The organism is Maribellus comscasis, from assembly GCF_009762775.1.
Classification (GTDB): domain Bacteria; phylum Bacteroidota; class Bacteroidia; order Bacteroidales; family Prolixibacteraceae; genus Draconibacterium; species Draconibacterium comscasis.
In genome coordinates, this window is sequence record NZ_CP046401.1 from 6,699,290 (window position 1) to 6,724,969 (window position 25,680).

14 protein-coding genes are annotated in these 25,680 nt (G+C 38.2%); 12 read left to right on the forward strand and 2 right to left on the reverse strand.

Annotation, left to right across the window (positions count from 1 at the left end; genetic code table 11):
- Nucleotides 1-108 precede the first annotated feature (108 nt).
- The 9 genes from GM418_RS26985 (at nucleotide 109) to GM418_RS32185 (ending at nucleotide 15,590) form a co-directional block, all read left to right on the forward strand.
- On the forward strand, nucleotides 109-696 hold the full coding sequence (locus GM418_RS26985) for an RNA polymerase sigma factor (RefSeq protein WP_158870774.1): 588 nt from the start codon (nucleotides 109-111) through the stop codon (nucleotides 694-696).
- A gap of 129 nt (nucleotides 697-825) precedes the next feature.
- Nucleotides 826-1,890: a FecR family protein gene (locus GM418_RS26990; protein WP_158870776.1), complete on the forward strand. Its 1,065-nt coding sequence runs from the start codon at nucleotides 826-828 to the stop codon at nucleotides 1,888-1,890.
- Between the two features lie 237 nt (nucleotides 1,891-2,127).
- Nucleotides 2,128-5,547 carry a TonB-dependent receptor gene (locus tag GM418_RS26995; RefSeq protein WP_158870778.1) on the forward strand — a complete coding sequence of 1,140 codons (3,420 nt, stop codon included), beginning with the start codon at nucleotides 2,128-2,130 and terminating at the stop codon, nucleotides 5,545-5,547.
- Nucleotides 5,548-5,560: 13 nt separating this feature from the next.
- On the forward strand, nucleotides 5,561-7,156 hold the full coding sequence (locus tag GM418_RS27000; protein WP_158870780.1) for a RagB/SusD family nutrient uptake outer membrane protein: 1,596 nt from the start codon (nucleotides 5,561-5,563) through the stop codon (nucleotides 7,154-7,156).
- Nucleotides 7,157-7,674: 518 nt separating this feature from the next.
- Nucleotides 7,675-9,108: a hypothetical protein gene (locus GM418_RS27005; protein ID WP_158870782.1), complete on the forward strand. Its 1,434-nt coding sequence runs from the start codon at nucleotides 7,675-7,677 to the stop codon at nucleotides 9,106-9,108.
- Nucleotides 9,109-9,158: 50 nt separating this feature from the next.
- Nucleotides 9,159-11,384 (forward strand): hypothetical protein, encoded by a 2,226-nt coding sequence (locus GM418_RS27010; protein ID WP_158870784.1) that lies wholly within the window; start codon nucleotides 9,159-9,161, stop codon nucleotides 11,382-11,384.
- A gap of 86 nt (nucleotides 11,385-11,470) precedes the next feature.
- The gene (locus GM418_RS27015) at nucleotides 11,471-13,468 is read left to right on the forward strand and encodes a glycoside hydrolase family 97 protein (RefSeq protein WP_158870787.1); all 1,998 of its coding nucleotides are present in this window, start codon (nucleotides 11,471-11,473) and stop codon (nucleotides 13,466-13,468) included.
- Nucleotides 13,469-13,648: 180 nt separating this feature from the next.
- The gene (locus tag GM418_RS27020; protein WP_158870789.1) at nucleotides 13,649-15,079 is read left to right on the forward strand and encodes a DUF6298 domain-containing protein; all 1,431 of its coding nucleotides are present in this window, start codon (nucleotides 13,649-13,651) and stop codon (nucleotides 15,077-15,079) included.
- A gap of 352 nt (nucleotides 15,080-15,431) precedes the next feature.
- Nucleotides 15,432-15,590, forward strand: coding sequence for a metal ABC transporter solute-binding protein, Zn/Mn family (locus GM418_RS32185; RefSeq protein WP_425482388.1), 159 nt, complete (start codon nucleotides 15,432-15,434; stop codon nucleotides 15,588-15,590).
- Nucleotides 15,591-15,747: 157 nt separating this feature from the next.
- Here the strand turns inward: GM418_RS32185 and GM418_RS27025 are convergent, their stop codons facing one another.
- Together GM418_RS27025 and GM418_RS27030 are read right to left on the reverse strand one after the other, a co-directional pair.
- The gene (locus GM418_RS27025; RefSeq protein ID WP_158870791.1) at nucleotides 15,748-16,647 is read right to left on the reverse strand and encodes a class I SAM-dependent methyltransferase; all 900 of its coding nucleotides are present in this window, start codon (nucleotides 16,645-16,647) and stop codon (nucleotides 15,748-15,750) included.
- 144 nt (nucleotides 16,648-16,791) lie between these two features.
- Nucleotides 16,792-19,209, reverse strand: coding sequence for a TonB-dependent receptor (locus tag GM418_RS27030; RefSeq protein ID WP_158870793.1), 2,418 nt, complete (start codon nucleotides 19,207-19,209; stop codon nucleotides 16,792-16,794).
- A 1,329-nt stretch (nucleotides 19,210-20,538) separates the two neighbouring features.
- On the opposite strand from GM418_RS27030, the gene GM418_RS27035 reads away from it, so the two are divergent.
- From GM418_RS27035 to GM418_RS27045, 3 genes are all read left to right on the forward strand, one after another.
- A complete protein-coding gene (locus tag GM418_RS27035; protein ID WP_158870795.1) occupies nucleotides 20,539-21,099 on the forward strand; it encodes an RNA polymerase sigma-70 factor in 561 nt (186 codons plus the stop codon).
- Nucleotides 21,100-21,167: 68 nt separating this feature from the next.
- Nucleotides 21,168-22,169 carry a FecR family protein gene (locus GM418_RS27040; protein WP_158870797.1) on the forward strand — a complete coding sequence of 334 codons (1,002 nt, stop codon included), beginning with the start codon at nucleotides 21,168-21,170 and terminating at the stop codon, nucleotides 22,167-22,169.
- Nucleotides 22,170-22,337: 168 nt separating this feature from the next.
- The gene (locus GM418_RS27045) at nucleotides 22,338-25,670 is read left to right on the forward strand and encodes a TonB-dependent receptor (RefSeq protein ID WP_158870799.1); all 3,333 of its coding nucleotides are present in this window, start codon (nucleotides 22,338-22,340) and stop codon (nucleotides 25,668-25,670) included.
- The last annotated feature ends 10 nt before the right edge of the window (nucleotides 25,671-25,680 follow it).

Consider the following 25,680-nt stretch of genomic DNA (forward strand, 5'->3'; position numbering starts at 1 on the left):
AGTGGGCTACCAGCCGGTGCACATAGAACAAACTCATTTTTCAATATCAGAGTATTTTTATAGCACATTTGAATTTATATATTTGTAATACTTTAACTAGCAGAAACTTTGAAAGATCCTAGAACAGACAAAGAATTACTCCGGAATATCAAAAATGGAGATCAAGTCGCTTTTTACAATATCTATGAGCGATATTGCAAAAAACTATATGGTTTTGTGTTAAGTTACATAAAAATAGAGGCAGACGCAGAAGAAATCGTTCAGGAAGTTTTTGTGAAAATCTGGGAAAACAGAAATAAATTGGTTGCTTATTCTTCGTTTGATTCATTTCTGTTTACTATTGCATATAACGCTACAATATCACTTTTACGAAAAAGGATTAACAGTAAAAAATTTTTGGAACACCTTCATAAATTGAATCATATTCGGAATGCCCCTGATCTAGTTGATGAATTGGAATATAAAGAACTGCACGATAAGCTTAAAGTGTTGTTAGATGAACTTACTCCGCGTCAGAGAGAGATTTTCAAATTAAGTAGAGAAGAAGGCCTTTCTCAAGATGAGATTGCAAAAAAGCTGGATATCTCACTTAATACAGTCAAAAAACACATGGTAAATACTTTAGCTATTTTAAGAGCTAATTTTAAGGATAACTCGCTTAAATGCGTGTTTTTTGTCTTTTTCTTTATTTTATAAAAAAAATCAAATTTTATATACTCCCTTAAAACAGCTTAAACGTCTACATATAAAGATACACTTAATACCAGTTATTTATAGTTGGTAAATTAGTTTAACGGCCCAATACCGAAGAGATAATTAAAACGAATGGAAAAAGAAGTACTCATAAAATTTTTAAACAATAGCTGCACAGAAGCAGAATTGAACGAAGTGCTGAGTTGGGCAAAAACCAAGGCTCTGACCGAAGAAGGACAGAAGCTTGGGTATGAAGATTGGAAAAATTATTTTGAAGAAGATAATCTTGAAGAAGACAAAAAATTTATAAGCCTTTTTGAGAAAATTCAGGAAAAAATTAATCGTCATAATGCTATCGGAAAACCGGGCGTTTTTTTTCTTTTACCCTTATATTCAAAGTGGTTTATGCGTGTTGCGGCAATTTTGTTTCTTCCGGTGCTTGCTTTATTATTCTATACAATATCAGAAAATAAGACGATTAGCAGCCAGTACAAATTGGCAGCGGTAGATTCTCTTGAGGTTATTGCTCCAATCGGCTCGCGGACTATTGTTACTCTCTCGGACGGTTCAGTTGTACATTTAAATTACGGAAGTAGAATCAAATACCCTCAACGCTTTTTAGGAGATGCCCGTGAAGTTAAATTGGAGGGAGAGGGATTTTTCGAAGTACATCATAATCCTGATAAGCCATTTGTTGTAAAGACAGGAAAAATAAATATTAAAGCAGTCGGAACTTCTTTTAACGTACATGCGTACCCGGAAGAAGATATAGTAGAAACTGTACTTGTAAATGGAAAAGTGGCGCTGGAAACAGAAAATGCCATAAAAGAATCTGAGCCGATTGGGAGTATGTTGCCGGGGCAACATATAACATTCAATACAAATACCGGTGAAATTTCCTATTCCAAAGTAGATGTGGAAAAGTACATTGCATGGAAAGATGGAAAACTGATTTTCGAAGATTCTCCCATTCAGGAAGTCGCCAGTAAACTTAGTCGTATGTTTAATGTTGATATTCAAATAGATGAAGATATTAGCGATTACTTTTATACTGTAACCATTATGAACGAACCTCTTTTTCAGATTCTTGACTTAATGACTCTGGCAACTCCAATACAGTATAAGTCTTTTGCAAGAAGTAAATTACCGGACGGTACATATTCGAAACTAAAAATTATAGTTGAGAGAAGAAACTAAAATTAATATTTAACTAAACACTAATGCCTATGATATAATTTAAGAAATGGAACCAGTACCAGGTTTTCCATAAAAAACAACAGGGAAATGCTCCAACACTTCCCTGAAGAGATTAAATCTTATCCCTGATTTACCAGATCAGGGAATTTATAAACTAATCATTACAAAAGTATGAAAAAAAGGACGAAATGGTCAGGTGACATGCTATTTTCCTGGCTCAAAAAATTATGTCGAATTATGAAACTAACAGCTTTTCTAATCATGCTTTCCATAGGTTGTGCTTTTGCCGGCAAAACCTATTCACAAAGTAATTTGCTAAATCTGAAGATGGATAGTAAGACAATCAGGGAAGTCTTGTCGGAGATTGAAGCTCAAAGCGAATATCATTTCATGTACAGTGGAAAGATGATTAATGTCAACCGAAAGGTTTCAGTTGATCTTGAAAATCAAAATATAGAAGGAGTATTACACTCTCTTTTTTCAGGAACTGATATTAACTATATTATCAAAGACAGATTTATCGTGTTATCAAATTTGGAAGAAGATGAATTCCTTTCCGGTTCGCAACAAAAAAATATTACCGGTAAGGTAAGCAGTAAGGATGGAGAACCGTTGCCGGGAGTAACAGTTGTTGTGAAAGGAACCAGCAAAGGAACTGTTACAAATGCCGATGGTAATTATTCGTTGAACAACGTTCCTGAAAATGCGACTTTGTCATTCTCTTTTGTGGGGTTGATAGCGCAGGAGATTCTGGTAGAAGGCAGAACCAATATCGATGTAATAATGGAAGAAGATGCTATTGGTATTGAAGAAGTGGTTGCGATTGGATATGGCACCCAAAAGAAGCGAGATGTTATTGGAAGTATAGCCTCAGTTAAGTCGGAGGTATTGGAACAATCGTCGGGTGTAAGTAATTTCACCTCCCTGTTGCAGGGCCAGGCAGCCGGTGCCAGCGTACAGGTTTCATCGGGTAGATTAGGAGCAGGAGTGGACGTCAAAGTTCGCGGATTAAGTTCAATTAGTGCCGGAACATCTCCATTGTGGATCGTTGACGGCGTACCAATTATTACAAGCGCAAGTACCGGGGCATCCAGCACATCAGAATTATCTCCCTTTGCCTTAATTAATCAGGCGGACATAGAGTCCATTGAAGTGTTAAAGGATGCGGCAGCTACTTCAATTTACGGTTCCCGGGGCTCCAACGGAGTAATCATTGTAACCACGAAGACCGGGCAAAAAGGAAAAATATCGGTGAATCTGGATTATAGTACTGGTTTTTCGGATTTACCCTTTCAACAAGTTGAATTGGTAAACACCAAACAGTGGTTTGAGATGAAAGATGACATGAAAAATTCCTATGGATTGGGGGATTATACCATGGCTGATTTTTACAACAATTCACCTTATTTAACCGAGGAGTTGACACGTGAGCAGGCTGAAGCCATTGACATAGACTGGTTGGAAACCGGACTAAGGCAGGGAAGCTTTCAAAACTACAATTTGTCTGTCGTTGGCGGTGGCGAAAAAACGAGTTTCTTTATGTCTGCAAACTACAGAAAAGATAAGGGTGTAGTTTTGAATGACGATTTGGAACGCTATGGTTTGCGTATTAACCTGGATGCCGAGCCCTCCAGATATTTTAAAGCCGGGGCTAAATTCAACTTCACTTTGTCAAACAGCAGTCGCGGTAAAAATGATGATAACTCCAGCAATGGTAATAAAAGCGGGGTTGCAGGTGGTTTTGCTTTTATAAATACTGAATCAACGCCATTCACTCCGGTATATAGTTTAGAAAATCCAAACGAATACTATAATCCCTATTTAGGCAATGCTGTTATGTATGCAGATCGCGATTATCTTGTTCAGGATGTGGAGATGTACCGTGGTCTGGCTAGTATTTACGGTGAGTTCGCATTTCCATTTTTAAAAGAGCTTGCTGTCAGAACGGAGTTGTCAGTTGATTTTGTCCAGGCCAACCGGAATACCTGGATATCAGAAGCCATTCGTTGGGATGGTTCACTGGGAGACGATGCAGCCAGAACATCACGAACCTTAAATTACAATGTATTCCTAAAATATGATAAAATATATGGCGACCACAGCATTAATGCTGTTGGGGGTATTGAAGCACAACGTTCTGTCGGATGGTGGCGGACGATGAGCGGACAAAATCTGGTTGGAAGCTATAAACAACTTGGTTCTCCAAGTAACATGATTAGTATGTTTTCCGGTTTGTCCGGAGAAACTTACTTATTGGCCTATTTTGGACGAGCCAACTACAAATACAGGGACAAATATCTGGCTGGAGTAAGTATCCGTAGAGATGCTTCGGCCGTTTTTACACCTGACTATCGTTGGGGTACCTTTGTTGCTTTTTCTGCCGGATGGATTCTTTCAGATGAAGGATTTATGGGAGAATTTGGCGAAAACAATTTCCTGAAGTTAAGAGGTAGTTTTGGTCAAACCGGGAACGCCAACATCCCCCTGGGGCTTGATGTTTCAAAGTACAGCACCGGATTAGTTTATGGTAATCAGGAGCTTATTGCAACCAACGGAACAGCAATATCAGGTATCGGAGTTTCAAATTTAACATGGGAAACGACAAATAACCTTGATGTTGGATTGGACTTTGGCTTTAAAAATAACCGTATAAATGGTTCCTTGGCCTACTATAATAAGTATGTCAATGATCTGCTCTTAGCAACACAACTACCATATTCTTCGGGAATCAGCTCAATTTATGGAAATATTGGAGACCTGGTGAATTCCGGAGTTGAATTCAATATATCTTCTGTCAATTTGAAAACAGACAATTTTCAATGGCAAACAAACTTCAATATCTCATTTAACCACAATGAAGTAAAGAAACTGGTTCCACGGGTTGATGAAGCCGGAACAGGAATGGTAAGTGGAAACACCATCACAAAAGTCGGATATCCGGTACGTGACTGGTATTTGTCAGATTTTGCAGGAATTGATTCTCAAACCGGATTGCCTCAGCTTTATGCGCTGGATCATGATTATTATGATGAAACAGGCGAAACGCGAAGGTTGAAAGACGAAAATGGTGAAGATGTGATTATTCTCGCCAACAATGCCAATGGCAATTCAAACAAATTTCATCATAAAAATAAAAGCGCAATTCCGACATACTACGGAGGATTTACCAACAGATTTACGTATAAAGGATTTGATTTCAGTTTCCTTATAACCTTCTCGGGAGGCAATTACATTTATGATCAATATATGCGGGATATGTATGTGGACATCGGTTACGGAGGTCAGCAAACGATCGATTTGTATGAAAACTATTGGAGGAAACCCGGAGACGAAGCCAAGTACCAGCGAATGAACTGGAGAGGAAACCTGATACTGGAAGATGGAACAACAGTTGGACTTGGTGATCCTCGTATCCCAACTACTCAATGGCTATTTAAAGGAGACTATGTGAAACTGAAATCGATTTCCCTGGGTTACACTGTTCCAAAAACTCCCACTACTGCAAAAATATTTCAGGACATGAGAGTTTATACCACGCTTGAAAACTTATATACGTTGACTGATTATCCCGGATGGGATCCTGAGGGGCGGGGATCAGGCGATTGGGATTTACCTCAGCTATTTTCAGTAACATTTGGTGTATCTGTTAAATTCTAAAAAGACTAAAATTATGAAAAAGATACTATTATTATCATTAGCATTTTTGATGCTCGTTACAGCTTGTGAGCAAGAAGATTTTTTTGAACTGAAAAGACCACCTGAAAGTCCATGGCTATCGTTATATGAATTTGAACGGGCTCCAATTGGCGGCTATTCTTTGCTTTTTCATGGAGGTTGGGGAGTTAAATTTGATTATTATAATTTATATAAAAATGCGATTGGCGACGACGCAGCCTGGTCGACTCCCGGAGATGCAGCCTGGGGATGGTATCGCGATACTGAAAATGAGAAAGATTGGTTAAGTCAAATGTTCAGGGATGCATATCGTGTTGTTGCTTCCGTAAATGATGCCCTCGCATTTGTGGAAGAGTATGATGGCAATCCTTTTCCTAAAATTACGGCAGAGGATAAGACAAAAAATCTGGACCGGATCATTGGAGAACTCTATTTTCTTAGAGGTTTTTCATATTATATGGTGATGACAACATTTGGCAATGCCTACGTTCCCGGTGGTCCCAATAATGACCAGCGTTTGCCTTTGAGGTTGGAGAGATCAAGTTCTTACGAAGAGGCATCAAGTTCCAGGCTGGGGACGACAGAAGAAATGTGGAATCAAATCCTATCCGACTTCCAACAAGCATATGACATGCTGCCTGAGCGTTTTGCTAGCGGGATGCACCCTTCATATGAAGCGGGAAGAGCAAATAAATTTGCGGCAGCGGCAATGTTAAGTCGAACCTACTTTGCTATGGGAAATTATGACGAGGCGGGTGAATTCGCGGGTTTTGTTATTGATCAGAATAATGGAGATTATGATTTGAGTGAAGATCCCATAGAAGCATTCAACAAAAGTTCATTTGCCCGTGGGAAGGAAGTTATCATGTATAGTCCGGACTGGGACGAGACCTATGGAGGAACAAACTTACATGCTTCCTGCTTTACGCACCTTTTTCAGTCAAATCCATGTAACTGGACGGCTACGCACATGGATTACACGACCCTGCAAAGAATTGGCTGGATGCCAGATCCTAAAAATGATACAACCATTACCATTGTTGCACGAAGGGATAAACGTTTCCAGCAAGTATTGGCAGTTCGTGAACCTAACAATGTGCCCGAAGATGAACGGATTGAAGGTCGGTTTTATGAACCGAGAGCGTATATGCAATGGCGTTCTATTTTGGGAAATAAATATTTCAGAGGGCCTAAGATTCAATATACTAATACCGTAATTCTCCGTCTTGCTGAGATGTATCTGACCAGATCAATTTGTTTATTCAAAGCAGGAGATAAACAGGGTGCAGCAGATGATTTGAATGTAGTGAGAAAGAGAGCCTGGGATGAAACTGTGGCTGGTGTGTCCTATGAGGCGTCAGATAGTTATGTCACATCAAACAATATAACGGAACAAATGATAGGAGACGAGCGCTTGATTGAATTGTTTATGGAAGGAGATCGAATAGACTATTTGCGGGGTTTAAAGGTAGACGTTCCTAGTTATGAGTCGGAGCGCGGAGTCCCTGAGCTTACACCATATACCGACAATAGTTTTATGTGGCCAATTCCGGTAGCAAACGAACAGGATTTGAATGGAGCATACAATTAGTGAATAACAATACTGCCCCAAGCTACTTTATTATAAAATAAAAATCCTGGGGCAAAGTTGCATTTGAACCCCAGGGTTTTTTTGAAATTATCCGGTGACCTTTAAGTTGTGTGAACCAGCAGGATTGACAGGTTTATTCTTTTTCCAACAATTGAATTATGAATAAACCGAATACAGATTAGTTTCTCGGGGCGGAAATATACCGGCAGAATCCTTCTGAAGGGAAAGTATTTAACACGGTATCCTTGTTAAGAAGAACGTGTTCCGGGAACTTTGCTTTTGTCTGTTTCAGATAAAAATACGACATAGGAAAAAGATTTAATCTGAAAAATGTAAATGAATCGATTATCGGGGAAAATCATCACATCGGTTTGGGAAAACCGAAATGAGATACGGGACTATTCATGATGTTCATTACACAGGCGTTTAATAATAATGTCATCGAAGCATTAACCGGGATATTAAATTGAATACAATCATGTACATAAGGTTGAAAAATAAGTAAAAACAGGTAAGAAATGAAATATTTACATTTAGTGCAAGCATTCATTGTTGTATTGTTGCTATGCTCGTACAGAATTGCTGAAAAAAAGAACAAAACAGCACTTGAAGATCCGATAAAACCTTATATTCAAAATCCAAAATATTGGCAGTATAAAGGAAAGCCGGTATTGTTGCTTGGAGCGTCGAATAACGACAACCTCTTTCAAAGTGAAAATTTGGAAGCTCAGCTGGATGAACTGGCATCCGTTGGAGGAAACTACATTCGAAATACAATGAGCTGCAGAGATTCGGGAGATGTATTCCCTTATACACTAAACCACAACGGCCTTTATGATTTGGATGAGTGGGGAGAAGCTTATTGGAGTAAATTTGCTAAGCTGCTGAAACTGACAAAAGAAAGAGATATTATTGTTCAAATTGAGATTTGGGATAGGTTTGACTATTCACAAAAGTTTTGGGAAAAGCATCCTTTTAATCCCCTGAATAACATCAACTATTCAGCTGAGGATAGCATTTTAAACACAGACTATCCCGAACATCCTTCAACTGACATCCAGCCTTTTTTTCACTCCATTCGGGGGATGAAACGATACACTCCAAAATTGGATGTGATTAGAGAGTATCAGGAAAAATACATTGATAAACTGTTGAGCTATACATTCAATTATGGTAATGTGCTCTATTGCATGAATAATGAAACGTCTACTCCGGTAGAGTGGGGAAATTATTGGATCGACTATATTCGGGCAAAAGCAAAAGAAAACGGAGCAGAGATTTATCTGACTGATATGTATGACTATTTTTTTAAAATCAGCACTTGTAAAGAATGTCAGGAGCTGATCGCCCGGCCCGACTATTATACTTTTATGGATATTTCTCAAATTAATAGCAGGAATTTTGGGCAGGCACATTGGGATACACTTCAAACAATCCTTGCGATGCGCGACAAATATGCACTCCGTCCGGCAAATAATACAAAAATTTACGGAGGAGGGAACTTTGGTTTTGGCACCGGAACAGAAGACGACGGGATCGAACGTTTCTGTCGGAATATTATCGGGGGATGTGCATCTGCCCGACATCACCGACCTCCTGCCGGAAATGGTTTAAACAGGAAGGCAAAGGCCTCAATCAAGGCAGTTCGAAGCGTAGAAAAGTATATTTTGTTTTGGGATGGGACTCCTCAAATGAATTTACTGACAAACAGGGAACCAAATGAAGCTTATATTCTGGGGCGACCAGGCGAACATTATGTCATATATTTTACTCAGGAAGGCAAGGTAACGCTGGATCTTACCGCAAATAAATCGTTGTTTGAGTTGAAGTGGATTAGTGTAAAAACCGGTAACGAAAAAGAAAAAACGCAAACCATTAAAGGTGGAAAACAAGTTGAAATTGTAGCTCCGGATAACGACGGTTGGTTTGCGGTGATAGAAAAAAAGAGTTGAAAAAGAGGCCTTTGCACATAAAAAAATAATTCTAAAAAAACGAGTACTGTATGAAACAAGCTATCCTATTTGTATTTTCTCTTTTAGTATTTGATTCATGTGTCCTCCGTGTTGATTCTGAATATAAAAACAACGACATTATTATCGAAAATAAGGACTTTTGTTTGGTTTTGAGGGTTGATGGAACAGCAAAAAGCTTAAGACATAAAGAAAGTGGCGAGGAATGTCTTCAGCCAGGATTGAATGTACCTGCATTCTCTCTCATACAGTACAGACCGTACGATAACGAGTTGCAACTAAGTCATCCTGCAAAAGCAAAAACATTTCCGGCCGATTCGGTTTATTGGAAGGACGGTGACCTGATAGTCAGATTTCGCCCGGAAAGGAACATCGCGACGATTGGAGTAGAAATTACGGATTCTTACATTGCATTTAAACTGAAGAAATTTGACTATGACCTGAATGACTTTAGAATTAAACGACAAACAAGGGTTGACGAGTTTACGCTTATGCAGCTTCCAATTCGGGACAGGAGCAATTTTGGCGAATGGTTGAATGTCAGCTGGGATGAAGACCTGGCGATCAACCTTCTTGCGACCGATCATTATGCGAAAATAGATGCGGAAGCAAGAGACGGATATCGGATTTTTAAAGCCGGCATGGAAAACAACGTGAAAATGGAAGGTGTTGGAGCGGCCTTAATCACAACACGTAAAAATAAATTATTGGATTGTATTGATCAGCTTGAACATGATTATAACCTTCCTTTGGGGGTCGAAAGTCGAAGAAGTAAAGGATACAACTTTTCATATTATGAACTGGGTGCAACTGTTGATAACATTGATGAACATATTGCCTACGCAAAGAAAGGAGGTTTTCGGGCAATCCAAATTGTTGCCAGCTCATTTGCAGCAACCAACGGTCATTTTCCCTGGAAATCGGAATTCCCCCGGGGAATGAAAGATTTGCAGGAGATCATTGGAAAAATAAAGGATGCGGGAATGCTCGCAGGCCTTCATATTTGGTACAACAAAGCAGATACATTGGATGCTTATGTGACACCGGTTCCTGATTACCGGCTCAATCTTCGTCGCAATTTTTTACTTGCTCGTCGTTTAGATGAGAAAGACAGCAATGTGTATGTGGAAGAAAATCCGGAAGGCTGCACAATGGAGAAAGGCAGAAGGATTTTAAGAATTGGAAATGAGCTGATAGAATACGAAGGGTACACTACTGAATATCCTTATTTGTTTTATGGATGCAAACGTGGAGATATGCATACTCAACCGACAAGTCACAAGCGGGGAACTCCAATGGGGCTGTTGGATGTAGATACATGGACCATGTGGGTTCGTTTTAATCAGAGAACAAGTATTCAGAAGGAGGTGGCTGAGCGCATTGGTAAAATATGGAAGGAGGCAGGTTTCGATTTTATTTATTACGACGGAGCCGAGGATATTCATAGACCCTATTGGTTTTACACCTCTAAAGCACAAATAGAGCTTTATAATCAATTGAATCCAAAACCGCTTTTTGGAACAGGGGCGCTCAGATCGCATTTTGGCTGGCACATTTTAACCAGGGGGAACGCATTTGACGTTTTTAGTCCCGAAGTAATTAAAGCAGCAACCAATCGTTATCCGCTTGCTGAGGCGAGGATTGTCTCCAATGATTTTACCGCCATCGATTTTGGGTGGATTGATTACCTGGCGCCAAGCGAAAAAACAATCGGTATGCAACCTGACATGTACGAATATGTTTGCAGCAAGGGGGCTGCATGGGATTGCTCCATTTCTATCTATGGCAGGTTGGAACATTTGAAAAAACATCCGCGAACCGATGATAACCTTGAAGTTATAAAACGCTGGGAAGATGCCCGGCTAAATGATGTATTCACTCAGAAACAAAAGGATCAGCTGAAAGATCCCGAACAGGAATATATTCTTCTGATTGATGAAACGGGAAAATTTGAGTTACAGCCCTATGAACAGTTGAAACTGGCGATGGACCAGGAATCACTAATGCGTGCATTTGTATTTAACCGTTTGGAGAAAACCTGGGTGGTTTATTGGCATACACGTGGAGAAGGAAGCCTTAAGCTGCACGTTAAGGCAGATCGGGTGCAGTTGTTCGCTAAACCGGGGCAACCGGAAACAATAGAAAATGAGGGAGACTCGATTGTTTTACCTGTTGGGAAACGCCGTTATCTGGAGTTTGATCTTTCAGAAGAAAAAGTGATTGATCTATTCAGGAATGCCGGATTGAAAACAGATTAGGTGACATTTAAGCAACTAGATTACTGGTGCAAGGATAGTTTTGCAATGCGAATTAAATATTGAGTTATCATTAAAATAAATATCAAATGATGTGCTTCAAAAAAAACAGACTTTTAATTGTTGTAGCTACCCTGTTATTTTATTCAAGCTGCCAGGTAGAAAATAAGAACCTGAGGATTAATTCTCCAGACGGTAAAATTGAACTTGTTTTTGCAATGCAAAGCGACAGCCTTTTTTACTCTGTTAACCGGGAAATGGGACAGCTTATTAAACATTCGTCAATAGGTTTGGATTTAAGGAAACCATTTGAGGGAGGCTGGAGAATTGTTGCCAGTTCAACTGAAAGTATTGATGAATGGTGGACTCCCGTTTATGGCGAGTATTCTAAAATTCATGATCAGTATAATTCATTGAAAGTTCAGTTGGAGGAAAAAGGTGAGTTGAACCGTCGGCTAGATGTTATTTTCAGAGTCTATAATGAAGGTGTTGCATTTCGGTATCTGATACCTGAGCAAAAAGATTCAATTGGTTGGCAGATAAACAATGAATTGTCGACTTTTTGTTTTCCATCAGAGGCTAAGGCTTTCCCTATTTACAGAACGGAACAAACCTATTCGAATCAAGCTGTAGATATAAACCGGATTGACTCAGGCGCACTCTTTCCCCTGACAGTCAAACTATCCAACGGATTTGTCTCTTTGCTGGAAGCCCATGTTGAAAACTATCCGCGTGCTTATCTTGACAAGACTTTAGAAAAACAATTGGTCACTAAACTTTATGGAGATGCCATAGTCGATGCCCCGTATGCAACCCCCTGGAGGGTTATCCTTATTGCAGAAAATGAAGGGCAACTCATCGAAAATGAATCTTTAATTTTGAACCTGAATCCTCCTTCTCCTTTGGAAGATATTTCATGGATTAAGGTTGGCAAAACGATTAGCAATGCGGGAAATAACGTAGGACTTAATGGCGATAAGTTGAAAAAGTTGGTCGATTTTGCATCTCAAAATGGGTTTAAATACCTTCAATTGGATTGGGGATGGTATGGTACCGAAGTAAAGTGGTCGGATGAGCAAATTCAAAATTTTCGAAAAATTATGCCTGAAGAGTTTAAAAAATCCGACTGGAAAGCAAACACCGAGGCAAATCCGTTTACTGTCGCTAAAGGTTATGTGCCATATGGTTGGACCGACAGATGGAAGAACGCTTATACGGAAGTTAATTTGGATATCCATGAACTGGTGACGTATGCAAAAGGGAAGGATATTGGAGTTTCACTGTATGTTGAAGCCGGACATACATTGCGTTTACATAATATGGATTCTTTGTTTTTGCAATATGAAGATTGGGGACTGGCAGGATTAAAGCCGGGGTTTGTAAAATACGGTACTCAGGAAAATACCAGATGGACAAGAAACATGGTAAAAAAAGCGGCCGAGCACCATCTTTTACTTTGTATCCACGATGCCCGGATTCCTGACGGGACAACGAGAACCTACCCAAACCTGGTCATCAATGAAGGTGGTGGTGGACAGGAGGGAAACCATCCCGTAGTTCAGGATGTCATGCTCCCGTTTACCCGTTGTTTAGCTGGCCCATTTGATTATACACCAAGTCTTTATACAAAAGGACGAAGCAACACACATATGCTTGCGTTTCTTGTTACGTATTATGGACCTGCACAAACGGTTCGCGGAGGTTATCCGGCATGGAATGGAGCCGGGAAACAAGGCCGTGGCGGTGAAGAACTGGAATTTTTGAAGAAAGTTCCCACAACATGGGATGATACAAAAGTAATACAGGCAAAAATCGGGCATCACCTGATTACTGCACGCCGGAAGGGGGATACTTGGTTTATTGGAGGAATCACGGGGCATGAAGCTTTTGAAAGTGAACTGTCGTTAAGTTTTCTTGAGCCCGGTATAAACTATCAGGCAACGATTTTCAAAGACGGACCGGATGGTTACCAGGAAGGTTTTTGCATGGCAGAAAAAGAAATGTTGACCGTTAATTCAAAAACCAATATTCCGGTCCGAATGGTTCAGGCAGGAGGGTTTATTGCAATATTAGAACCCATAAATTAACTTTCTAAACTTTGTCAGATGAAAGAAAGTCGTATTTTATTTTCAATTATCTACTATGGAGGTGTAATCAATAAAACTTTTCACTTTCAGAAAATTTTAAGTTTTTACAAAAAAATTGCGGAGGACTGGTAAATTTTCACACCATAAGTTTTATTTAATAAACAACTAAATTCTAAAATCATGAAATATTATCTTCTTATTACATTGAGTTTTTTTTTCTGTTTGAATGGACTATCTCAGAATTTAAATAAAAATAGAATCCAGCCCTATAAAGCCAATGGAATGTACTGGCAATATCAAGCAGCTCCATTGCTACTTCTGGGGGCCAGCGATAATGACAATCCTTTTCAATGGACAGGAGAGAGACTTACGAAGCACCTGGACGCAATGGTTTCTGTTGGGGCGAATTATATGAGGAATGTAATGTCAACCCGAGATGACGGAGACATTTTTCCCTTTAAAAACAATAAGAATGGCATTTACAATTTAAATGACTGGAATAATGAATATTGGGATAGGTTAACGTTTTTTCTGGATGAAACAGCTAAGCGGGGTATTATCGTTCATCTCACGCTTTGGGATCAATATGATATACGAGGAAAGGGAGCTGACATAAAAAAAGGAAGTCCGTGGAACCCATCATCCAATGTAAATTACAAAGAGTCTGAAAATATAAATACATGGGAAGATTTTTTCTATTCGGCAGAAAGGGAAAATGAAGATTTGTTAAGTTATCAAAGACGATTTATAAGTCAGGTACTCAATATAAGCCTTCAATATGATCACATTATTTATAATATATGCAACGAAAATTTCACAAGCTTTGTTTGGGAAAAATATTGGGCACAAGTAATCAGGGAAGCTGCCGAAAAACAGGGGATAAAAGCAGAAATAACGGCTATGCAAATGGATGCGGAATCATCTGTGCGTCTTGTTTTGGGGAATCCTGATCTTTTTACCTTTGTTGACATTTCTCAAAACAACCAGAATGCTCTGGGGTTAAGTGGAACGGACCATTTTGATAAAGTTATGCGGCTTCGACAGTTTGTTATTTCAGGAGATAAAATGCCGATGAACAATATCAAAATATATGGTTCGGAAAACGGTGTTAAGGAGGCCGGCACTTCTGCTGAAGCCATTCAACGTTTTTGGAGAAACATATTTGCCGGATGCGCATCTGCTCGTTTTCACCGGCCTACATGGGGGTTGGGCTTGTCAGGTGAAACGCAAAAGAATATAAGGTCTGCAAATACATTTGTGCAAGAATTTAATCTGTTTAAATCTTCTCCTTTGCCCGAATTAATTGCCAATGTTTCAGCAAAACAAGCTTATTGTCTTGGACTACCGGGGATTGAGTATGCTGTCTATTTGCCGGAAGGTGGAAGCGTTGTGTTTGACCCCGTGGTTTATACCGATGAAGTTGAAGTGAGGTGGTTGGATGTTGAAACCGGCACTATATCTGACACACAAAAGTATCCTGTTCAATGGAGTAGTTTCCCCGGAGATTTACAAACACAAAAAAACGCAGGAGAACTTCTTCTGAAAGCACCAACTACCAATACCTGGACTTATTATAATCAATGGATTGCTTTAATAAGAATAAAGGATTAATTTACGAATCACAAAATCTGCTTAAAAATATATTGTAAAGTATTAATCGAATCGCCACAAATCTGAGTTCATTTTCGGCTTAAGGTATTTTATCATTTCATCAATAAAGAATATTCCAAAGTTCTTATTTGAAATGAAAGTTGACAGGACACAGCAGACGGATAGAATAAAATTTTGGCAGCACGTTGATTTGAGTTAATCCCTGCAGGTTTTCAGAATTCTTGCCAACAACAGCTACTGTTTTATAATAACAAGCGTCCTCAATTTTCGCAGGATGGAAAGGCGCATAGGCGGTAATTGAAAAACCAAATAAAAGGACATTTCTATTCAACCTGAAGTATCTTTAACCAATATTGGAAAGGCATTTATACTATTTCATCCTAGCCTTTCGTATTATGCGCATGGTTATGGTGTGGTACAATATTTTCTGGAACCAGGTAGAAAACAACCGACTCCCCGGCGTATGGCAGAACTGGTGAAAAACTTGCGAAACAGAAAAATATCCGGGTAATTTATATTCAAAGTGATTTGGATCGGGAGCAGGCTCGTGTTTTTACAGAGTAAAATCGACGAAAATATTATTGAAATGTGGCCGCTTAATCCGGAATGGGAAAAAATCCAAAAGAAATTACTTAGCAGTTAATAAAAATTTTCATCCCGAGTAGGTATTATTTTTTGCAGGTTTTACAAGCATTGGCAATTTTAAGTGTAAAAACTGACGGATACTTTTCCATGAGCGGTTTTATTGATTGACTAAGTAGCTCCATTACTTTGCTGTACTCTCCGGAAATCAAAGTACTCATAATTCCAGATTCTACCGTAATTTCTTTGTTTTTTGAAATTGTGCCCAGAAATTCTTCCACCGGCGTGTTATAATCTCCTTGCAGCGCATAATAGCTTATTTCTACCGAAATTTCCATGTTTTTATTTTTATGAACGATAACTCCAATAAAAGCAGGATTCACCTCATTTTGTTTATCAGTCCCGTCAAGCAATTCAAAAGTTGGTGAATAATAAATACCTGAGTGCATTTTCACAATTCCAAAACAGAGAAACATTTTTTCAATTTCTTCCGGTGAGAAAAAACGGGCATGACGAAATACATCGTCGTTATTTTTTATTTTTCCCAGCTCGGAATTAATGTTTAAACAGCCCAAAATTAGCACTCCGCCGGGAATGAGAACGCGATCTATTTCATTTAAAACAGCTTCAATATCATCTACAAATTCAAGCATTGTAATGGCGACAATTGTTGAAAAACTGTTGTCTGGAAATGGGAGAGAGCCAGCGTCTGCTTTTTGAAAAATGGCTTTATGAATGTTCTTTGCACGGGCTATTTTTAGCATTTCTTCAGAAGCATCAGTTGCAGTTACCTGAAAACCATTTTCGCAAAAGAATTGTGTCCAGTGACCAGTCCCGCATCCTAGTTCCAGGATAGTACCGGCAGGAACATCTTGAATCAATTGTTTAATTATTTGCTTTTCAATTGCATCAACAGAAATACCCTGAGGAGTCAGATAATACTTATCATACTCTTCTGCAACGTCTTCGTTTAAATAGACATTCATTTTTTTGATTTTCATACAAAAGTATAAGTATGTGCTAAAAATAGGAGGTTTCGGATAAATTTTCCAGATGGAAAAGGGGAGGGCTGAAAATAAAAATGGCGGAATAAGAATCTATTCCGCCACTTTACGTTGCCTATTTAGAATCTAAAATATATTTCCAAACTTAATTCCGAAATTGATTGTTCGAGGAGAAGACGGGCCGTAAATATATCCGGCATCGCGATACATTCCTTTGTCGTAATCGTTTTGAATTTGATTAAAAATATTTTTTACCCCTGCATAAAATTGCATTTCTGTTTCTTCTCCAAAATGGATATCGTAGGAAAAAAGCAGGTCGGCAACAATAAAACCATCGGCTTTTTTCAAGGCTTCTCCTTCAATGATATCGCCGTTATCAATGGCTTCCTGCACGGCTGTTAGTTCATCTCCTTCATAATCGTCTGGATTTAATCCGAAATGCGGAACATACATTGAACCTGTGTAATTTAACGAAAGGGATGTGTTGAAATGATGCGTCGGTTTCCATGTAAAAGTTGCATAGCCGTATTGGTTTGGGGTACGCATAAAATCTTTGGAAACACTTGTTTCTTCATCTCCCCAGGCTTGTACCGATTCGTATTTGCTGGTTTGCAAAGTGAATCCAATCTGAGTTTCAATTTCGTCTGTCAGAAAAGATTTCCATTCAATATTTACACCTGTTACATAAGCTCCGTCGTCGGCGTTTACTCTCATGTATGCAAAGTTTCCTTCGTCGTCGAGCGGATAATATTCATTTGAAAAAGGATCTTTGAGATGCGTATAAAACCCTTCAATTAAAAAGTCGTTCAATGTATTTCCAATGCTGGCAACCGAGTTTATAGAAGCTGTAAATGCATTCGAGGTTTCCTGTTTTAAATCATCAGAATTAAAAGTTTCAACGCGGGTTGCATTCACCAGCTCGATGTGCAAATCTTCATTAAAAACCTGGGGAGCGCGGTATCCTTTTGCATATCCAACACGGAAACGCAATTCAGGTGTGAACTTGTACATGATTCCCGCACGAGGAACCAAAACTCCATTACTGGAATGCCCGCCTTCGCTTTCCTTGTCTTTTATCCAATAATAATCATACCGAAGTCCCAGGGAAACATTCACTTTTTCTGATTTCCAGTCGTGTTGAACAAATGATCCTAATGTGTTTACATACTGTTTTATCAGCGTAGTATTGGCATCACCATTAGCTCCCAGTTTAACATCGTGTAAATAATCGTTTGTGTTGTCTATTCCGATTATCGTTGTGGAAGGGGCAAATAAAAACATGTCGGAGTGAAAATTATAGTGAGCTCCAAGCGACGAAGTCAGATTTTTTGTATCCCCGTATGCATCCAGGTCTCGTTGCGCCCCGTAATATGAGCCGCGGGATACACGTTGCGCTGAAGCATAAGTAGTAATTTTATCGTAACTGCCGTTGGTAAAAAGATCGAATGAAAGGTTTGCACCGGTAATTAAATGGTCGAGCTGTTCCGCAATATCAGCCTCGTGTGGAAGGTAAGCCAGTTTGTTTCCACCTCGACGAAATTCGCTAATTCGGTACCCGTCCAATGAAATTTTGCTTTTACTTCCCGGTTTGTGGAAAACATTAAAACCAAAAGTTGTATTTTCCAATTTTACCATTTCTGAATATCCGTCTCCGTTCGCATCATACGAATCGCGGTTTCGCAGCATAGAATAAATATAACCACCGGTTTTTCTATCGTCGGTTATAACGGAGGCATTTAAATTTAGCTGTCCGTCCAAAGCGGGAGTAGAAACTTCTTCGCCACCAATTCCAATGGCTCCGATTCTTCCATCAATATTAAATGAGTTTCGGGCAGGTTCTTTGGTTATGATATTTACTGTGCCGGCAATTGCATTTCCTCCGAAAAGTGCAGAACCACCACCGCGCACAACTTCCAGACGTTCAACCATATTGGTTGGAATCAGTTCAAGACCGTAAACTCCGGCTAACCCGCTAAACACAGGCCGGCTATTCATCAATATTTGTGTGTATGGCCCTTCCATTCCGTTCATTCTTAACTGCGTAAAACCACAGTTTTGGCAATTGGTTTCAGTACGTAATCCGGGAGTAAAATCCAACCCTTCGGCAATGTTTACCGATTGGGTATTTGCCATCAAATCCGGCGAAATCGAGGTGACGACAACCGGAGCTTCTGCTCGGTTGGTTTGATTTCGGTCGGCGGTTACAACCACACTTTCGATGTTTAATACATCTTTTTCGATATCAAATTTAATTTCAATGGTTTTATCCAATTCTGTTGTAACAGTTTTCGATGTGCTTTTATATCCCATTCCGCTCACACGAATGGTTAACTCACCCACGGGCAAATTAATTAATTGATAATGCCCCGTTCCATCGGTTGTGGTTCCAATGGTTGTTCCATCGATGGTAACATTTATAAAGGGAACGTGTTCCCCGTCGCATTGAACATCGCCGATAACATTGGCATCGGTAGTCTTTTTTTGTGCTCTTGTAATTAAATTAACCGACACAATGAAAATAGTTAGTAGTATTATTTTTTTCATGGTACTTTCAGTTTATATGTACTTTTTCTTTTCCATATTTATAACAACACGGTAAAATAATTTTTTAAATAAGTTTTTAGGGTAATGCTGTAATTTAAACAATGATGTGCTGCTAATGCAATAAAAATGGTGGATCCCTGCCCTTCGACCTAAAAGAATAATTGAATTTAGTAAAGGGGTTTCTATATAGGAATATAAATTTTTGCTGAATAAATTCCAGGTATAAAAAAGAAAATATTGCAGCAATAAATAACAACTGAATATGGGAAATGTGGAATAATTCTTTTGAACTATGGTTGTGTTTCTTAAAAGGCTCAGAATCCTGGCTCTTACTGTAAGGGTGGGCATGCACAATAATGCTGCCGTCAGGTAATTTATGTGTATGCAGGAAAACAACATTATTTAAAATAAGCAACCCCGCAGAAATTACGAGTATTCCTGCGATTAACTTTTGTATTCTATTTTTGAATGTTGTCTTCATACCCACTAAGAAAGAGAGTTTTTATAATATATAAATGTAACAACCGAAATATTATTAATAATTTAATCTCCTGAATTGTTCAATTTTCCAATGTAATAATATCCAAACCTGTGTTGTAAAGAATCAAATCATAAATCCTATAGCAAAGTGTTTTTTTGAAAAAAGAATAAATTACCAATCTGGAGTAGGGTTTATATGCAACTATATGTTAATAAAGGTTTTCGAAGAGAATAATGCATTGTGCTTATTTCCGGTGAGCAGTTCCTTATCCTGATTTTTATGAATACGGAGAATATGTTGTTGATATATATTTACGCGGGACCTGTTATTCAGAATATACGATATATATGCTATTTGAAGAAAAACTTCGCGAATACATCACAATAAAAACGAGCTAAAAAAGAACTTATAACTCATTGATTCTCGATGTATCGGGATATGACAGTATTTGAACGTCATTTCATTTGTGCTTCTATATCAATGATTTATAAAATTCTCTTTTTTGCAGGTCACCGTAAAGGTCATTTTTAAAAAACGTTATTAGTTATTATAAAAATAGGGAAGAAGTGAGAATAACCAGTTGTCGACCTAATTAACAGCTATTTTGGCAGCCTTAATTTTACTACTGTGTTTGTGAAGTTAGTATTATTCGTTTCTCTTCTCGAATGAAAGTTTAAACGGACATATCCTTTGTGATTTATTATCGTAATGTATGATTTATTTAACAAAATTTCCTAGATTAGACGCCTTGAACATGTTGTCAGGATTGGTTAACATTTCATTTAAGGGGTCGACTCATATAGAAAGCAATACAAATAATTCACAGATAATAAGGAAATTTAACTTTAATGGAAGATGAAATTTGGATTCAAATAAAATCAGGAAACAAAAAAGCCTTCCGAACGCTATTTGATCAATATTATTATTCCTTATGCTTATATGCTAATTCAATTTTAAAGGATGCTGATCTTTCACAGGATGTAGTTAGTGACTCTTTTATCCGAATTTGGGAAAAGAGAGAGAATATTCACATCGAATCCACCATAAAAAACTACCTTCTTTTAACAGTAAGAAATGCTGTTTATAGTTATTTGCGTTCTCCTGAAAGTCGAAAAGTTGATTTAAATACAGTAATTGAAAATATAGAGAATATACCGATCAATAATTACGACTTAGAAAAGGATGAAACAATACTTCGCGTTAAAAAATTAATCGAAGAGTTGCCCGACCAAAGAAAAAAAATCTTTGAGCTGGCGACTGTTGGCGGAAAAACATATAAGGAAATTGCGCACTTGTTAGGAATATCAGTAAATACAGTAAATACTCAAATGTCGAGAGCATACCGTTTTTTGCGTGATCAATTAGGTAGTGAAAGTCTGCTTTTGTGGATATTATTTACAAAAAATTAAAATTTTCCAAACGTTCTGTCACTGAAAATTTCGACTTTAACGTCCTTTTTATATAGTAGTAAAAATATATGAAGGAAATCAGCTCAAATAGAATTTGGGATTTATTTATAAAAAGGATTCATAACAGCCTTACTAAAAAGGAGGTTGAGGAAATAGAAGAACTAGAGGAATCAAAAGAGAATAACACTATCATTTCTCAGGTAAAGAGGATTCATATGATGTCACTGCACAGTTACATGATTCCTTCATTTGACAAAGAAAAGAACTGGAAATATATCAATAGCCAGATCAATTCTCCCTTTCGCAAGATTATTCACTCTAATTTATTAAGATATGCTGCTGTCTTTATAGTCGCTGTAACAATTGGAATAGTTGTTGCCAATTTGGCGCCAAATGCCAACAAAGTTGCTTTCAATAAAATTGAAATGGATTGGGGGCAAATGGGCAAAATAACATTGGAAGACGGGACTCAGGTTTGGCTGAACGCAGGAACTACCCTAGAATATCCTACAACCTTCGCATCCAGCGACAGAATTGTTGAGTTGGATGGTGAAGCGCAGTTTAAGGTTGTTCATAATACTGATGTTCCATTTGAGGTATATACAAAATCGGGGATTATAAAAGTATACGGTACCACTTTTAATGTCGCTGCTTATGATGAAGATAGTGAGATGGTAGTAACACTAATTGAAGGTAAGGTGTCGGTAGAAAATACCAATGGAGATTTGCTTGCGGCATTATCCCCTTCAGAACAACTTCATATTGATAAAAAAACCGGTAAGCTGAGACTTCAAAAGGTAAATACTGAATTTTACAGCAACTGGATTGAAGGTAAACTGTTACTCGATGAAACTAAACTTTCAGACTTAATTAAAATTCTGAAACGCTGGTACAATATCGATATCAAACTCCTAAATGAGGATATCGGCGATATTAAAATATCCGGAACTATAAGTAAGAATAAGCCCTTAGATCTGTTTCTAAAGGTACTGGAAGGGATGTACGGAATAAAATATGAGTACATCTACAATAATGAGAACAAAGACGTAGTATTAATTGATAAAAAATAACTGCCTATGCTATAAACTGAATGTGTGAAAATAAAAAACGGTGAAAGTGTCCACCACTTCCACCGTTAGAAAGTTTAATAACGGTTCAAATTATTAAAACGGTTCAAATATATGAAAAAAACTAATGTTTGTTGCCTAACTAAGAGGCAATGTCTAAAATTTCTAGTTATGATTAAATCTCTATTTATTCTATTAATAGTAGGGGTTATTTCTGCCAACGCGGTGGAAGCGTATTCTCAATCGACCCGATTCGATCTTTCTCTGAAAAATTCGTCTCTGAAGTCGGTTTTAAAAGAGATTGAAGATAAAACTGAGTTTTACTTCTTCTATAAAAATGAAGAGATTGTTGAAATTAACAATATTTCTATTGAAGTCTCAAAGGCATCCATTTCTGATGTATTAGATAATGTATTAAAAAGCAGGGGATTTAATTATGAAATTATTGACCACTATATTTTAATTCAGAAAACAAGTGAGAATGATCAGGCTGCCAATCAGAATGAACGTCAGGAGGGGATATCAGGGACAGTTACAGATAATACCGGCGCTCCTTTGCCGGGTGTTACTGTATTTGTAAAAGGTACAACTAATGGTACAGTTACTAATCAGGATGGAAAGTATTATCTACAGAATGTTGCTGATGATGCAATAATCGTTTTTTCCTTTCTGGGATTGAAAAGCATTGAATTACCAGTTAACGAAAAGCGCATTATCGATGCAACTTTAGTTGAAAATTCAATTAGTATCGATGAGGTAGTTGCTGTGGGGTATGGCACAATGAAAAAGTCTGATTTAACAGGCTCAATCGGGAGTATTGATAATAGTAAACTAACTTCGAAGGGAGTAACTTCAACTTTAGAAGCTATGCAGGGCGAAGTGGCAGGTGTTATAATTAACTCAACCGATGGCCGCGCAGGCTCAAATTTCGACATAAAAATAAGGGGTGATAATTCTTTGGTTGGCGGAAGCCCGCTTTATGTGGTTGATGGTTTGGTAACAGGCAATATTCAATTTTTAAATCCGCAGGATATCGAGCGTATCGATATCTTAAAAGATGCCTCGTCTACTGCAATTTACGGATCGCGTGGATCAAACGGCGTAGTGATTATCACAACTAAACAAGCTTCAGATATAAAGGATCAAAAGCCATCGATTACCTATGACGGGTATTATGGCGTGCGGACTCCGGCCAGATTGCCTGATTTAATGAATGGAGATGAGTATTGGGAATATCGTGAAAATGCCTATTTGGGGGCCGAATATTATTCGGGGAACGATGTCACCCAACCGGAATACGATCAGGCCTGGTTAAATGAAAGGACAGGTTATGATGCAAGCAAAGTTTTGCAGAATATTCTGGAGAATAAGGATTATGTCGATTGGTATGACGAAATGTTAAATAATGGTTCTCAGCAAAATCACTGGATTTCAATTTCTGGTCGTAGCAGCGAAAAAATGTCGTACCTGATTGGCATGGGCTATCAGAATGAAGAAGGAGTATTTGAAAATGAATGGTATGATCGATACAATTTTAAGGCCAGCATAAATCACGAAATATCTGAAAAGTGGTCAGCCGGTACAAATGTGAATATCGCCTTGTCGGAATCAGAAATTGGTGAGGACAGAAATTCGAATGTTTATGAAGCATTTGACCTCCCTCCTGTTGTGGCAGCTTATATACCTGAAGGTTATGAGAATGCAGGTGGTTTGTCGTTATACCCGTCAACTGACTATGAAATGGGTATTAACGGCCAGATAAATCCTTTGGTTTCAATTCAGAATTTGCAGGATATGACACGAACTTTAAATGTTGTTGGAAATGTTTACCTGCAATATTCCCCAATAAAAGATTTAAAGTTAAAAACCACATTCTCTCCTTATTTAGAGTATAAAAAGAGAGGAGTTTATCAAGGCTCGGAAACAGGACAGAGAGCTTTGCAAGATCCTGCTGCGAATCTCACACAATTAGACTACATGACTTATGCCTGGGATAATCAGCTTGACTATTCCAAAACAATAAACGATCACGAATTTAATTTTACAGCATTATACAGTATGAATTCATCGAGATATGAGAGTTCATACATTTCAGTTGAAAATTTACCTTTTGAATCGCTTTGGCACAATGTAGGCTCGGCTAATGATATTGTTGAGGTAAAAAGCGATTTTAATAAATCTACTCTGGTTTCTGTTTTAGCACGTTTAAATTATTCGTATAGAGGAAAATATTTGGCAACTGCTGCGTTTCGTACTGATGGTTCTTCAAAACTGTCAACCGGTGAAAAATGGTCGAATTTTCCATCCGTAGCTTTGGCCTGGCGTGCCTCTGAAGAATGGTTCCTGAACGAAATTGAGAGTCTTTCAAATTTAAAGCTGCGCTTAAGTTATGGTTATACCGGAAACAATAATATAGGAGCTTATTCCACATTGCGATACGCATCAGTTCAAAAATACTACGATTTCGACGGTGAGTCAGCAAACGGTTTTACGCCTTCAAACATTGCTAATTCTGCGCTCACATGGGAGAAAACACGTGAGTTTAACCTCGGATTAGACATTGGCTTTTTTGCTAACAGAATTAACGGAAGCGTCGATGTATACGATAAATTATCTTCAGGGCTGTTGATGGAACGTAGACTGGCGCTTGAAACCGGATGGAGTTCAGTAACTGCAAACATTGGCTCGGTAAGTAATAAAGGGATTGAAGTATTATTAAATACAGTAAATATTTCAAGGCCTAATTTTACATGGGAGACTACATTTTCATTTTCTAAAAATATAAACAAGATAGAAGAATTGTATGGAGACGAGGAAGATGACCTCGGTAATTTATGGTTTATAGGCGAACCAGTTAATGTGAACTATACTTATGTATTTGATGGTATATGGCAGGCTGATGAAATAGAAGAAGCTGCTGTTTACGGCCAACTGGAAGGTCAGGCTCGTGTTAAAGACCTGGATGATAATGACATTATTAACAGTGCCGATCGAAAAATTATTGGTACTCCTGATCCAACATGGTTTGGACATTTTTCTACCAGTTTCCGGGTTAAAGCATTCGATTTAAATGCAACTCTGTTTACACAGCAAGGATCACAGGTTATGAGCGAGTTTCACAGAACATACATAAAATATGATGAACGCTGGCGAAACAAATTGAATTTGAACTATTATATGGTTGAAAACAATATAAATGAAGCCAGAGTTTCAAATGAATACCCAATGCCACGAAACAGCGGGCAGTACTGGGGGAAAGAAAATGTTGGATTTTATAAAGATGTCTCGTTCGTAAAGGTTAAAAATATATCTCTTGGATATACTATTGATCCAAAAAGTCTGGGGAAAGTTGATATTAAATCGCTACGATTTTATGTTAATGTATTAAATCCATTTGTATTTACTGATTTTGATGGTTTTGATCCCGAGTGGGCAGGCCGCAGCCGTAATGGAGGTGGAGTAAGCACAATCACTTATCAATTTGGAGTTAACGCAAACTTTTAATTTTTGGAAT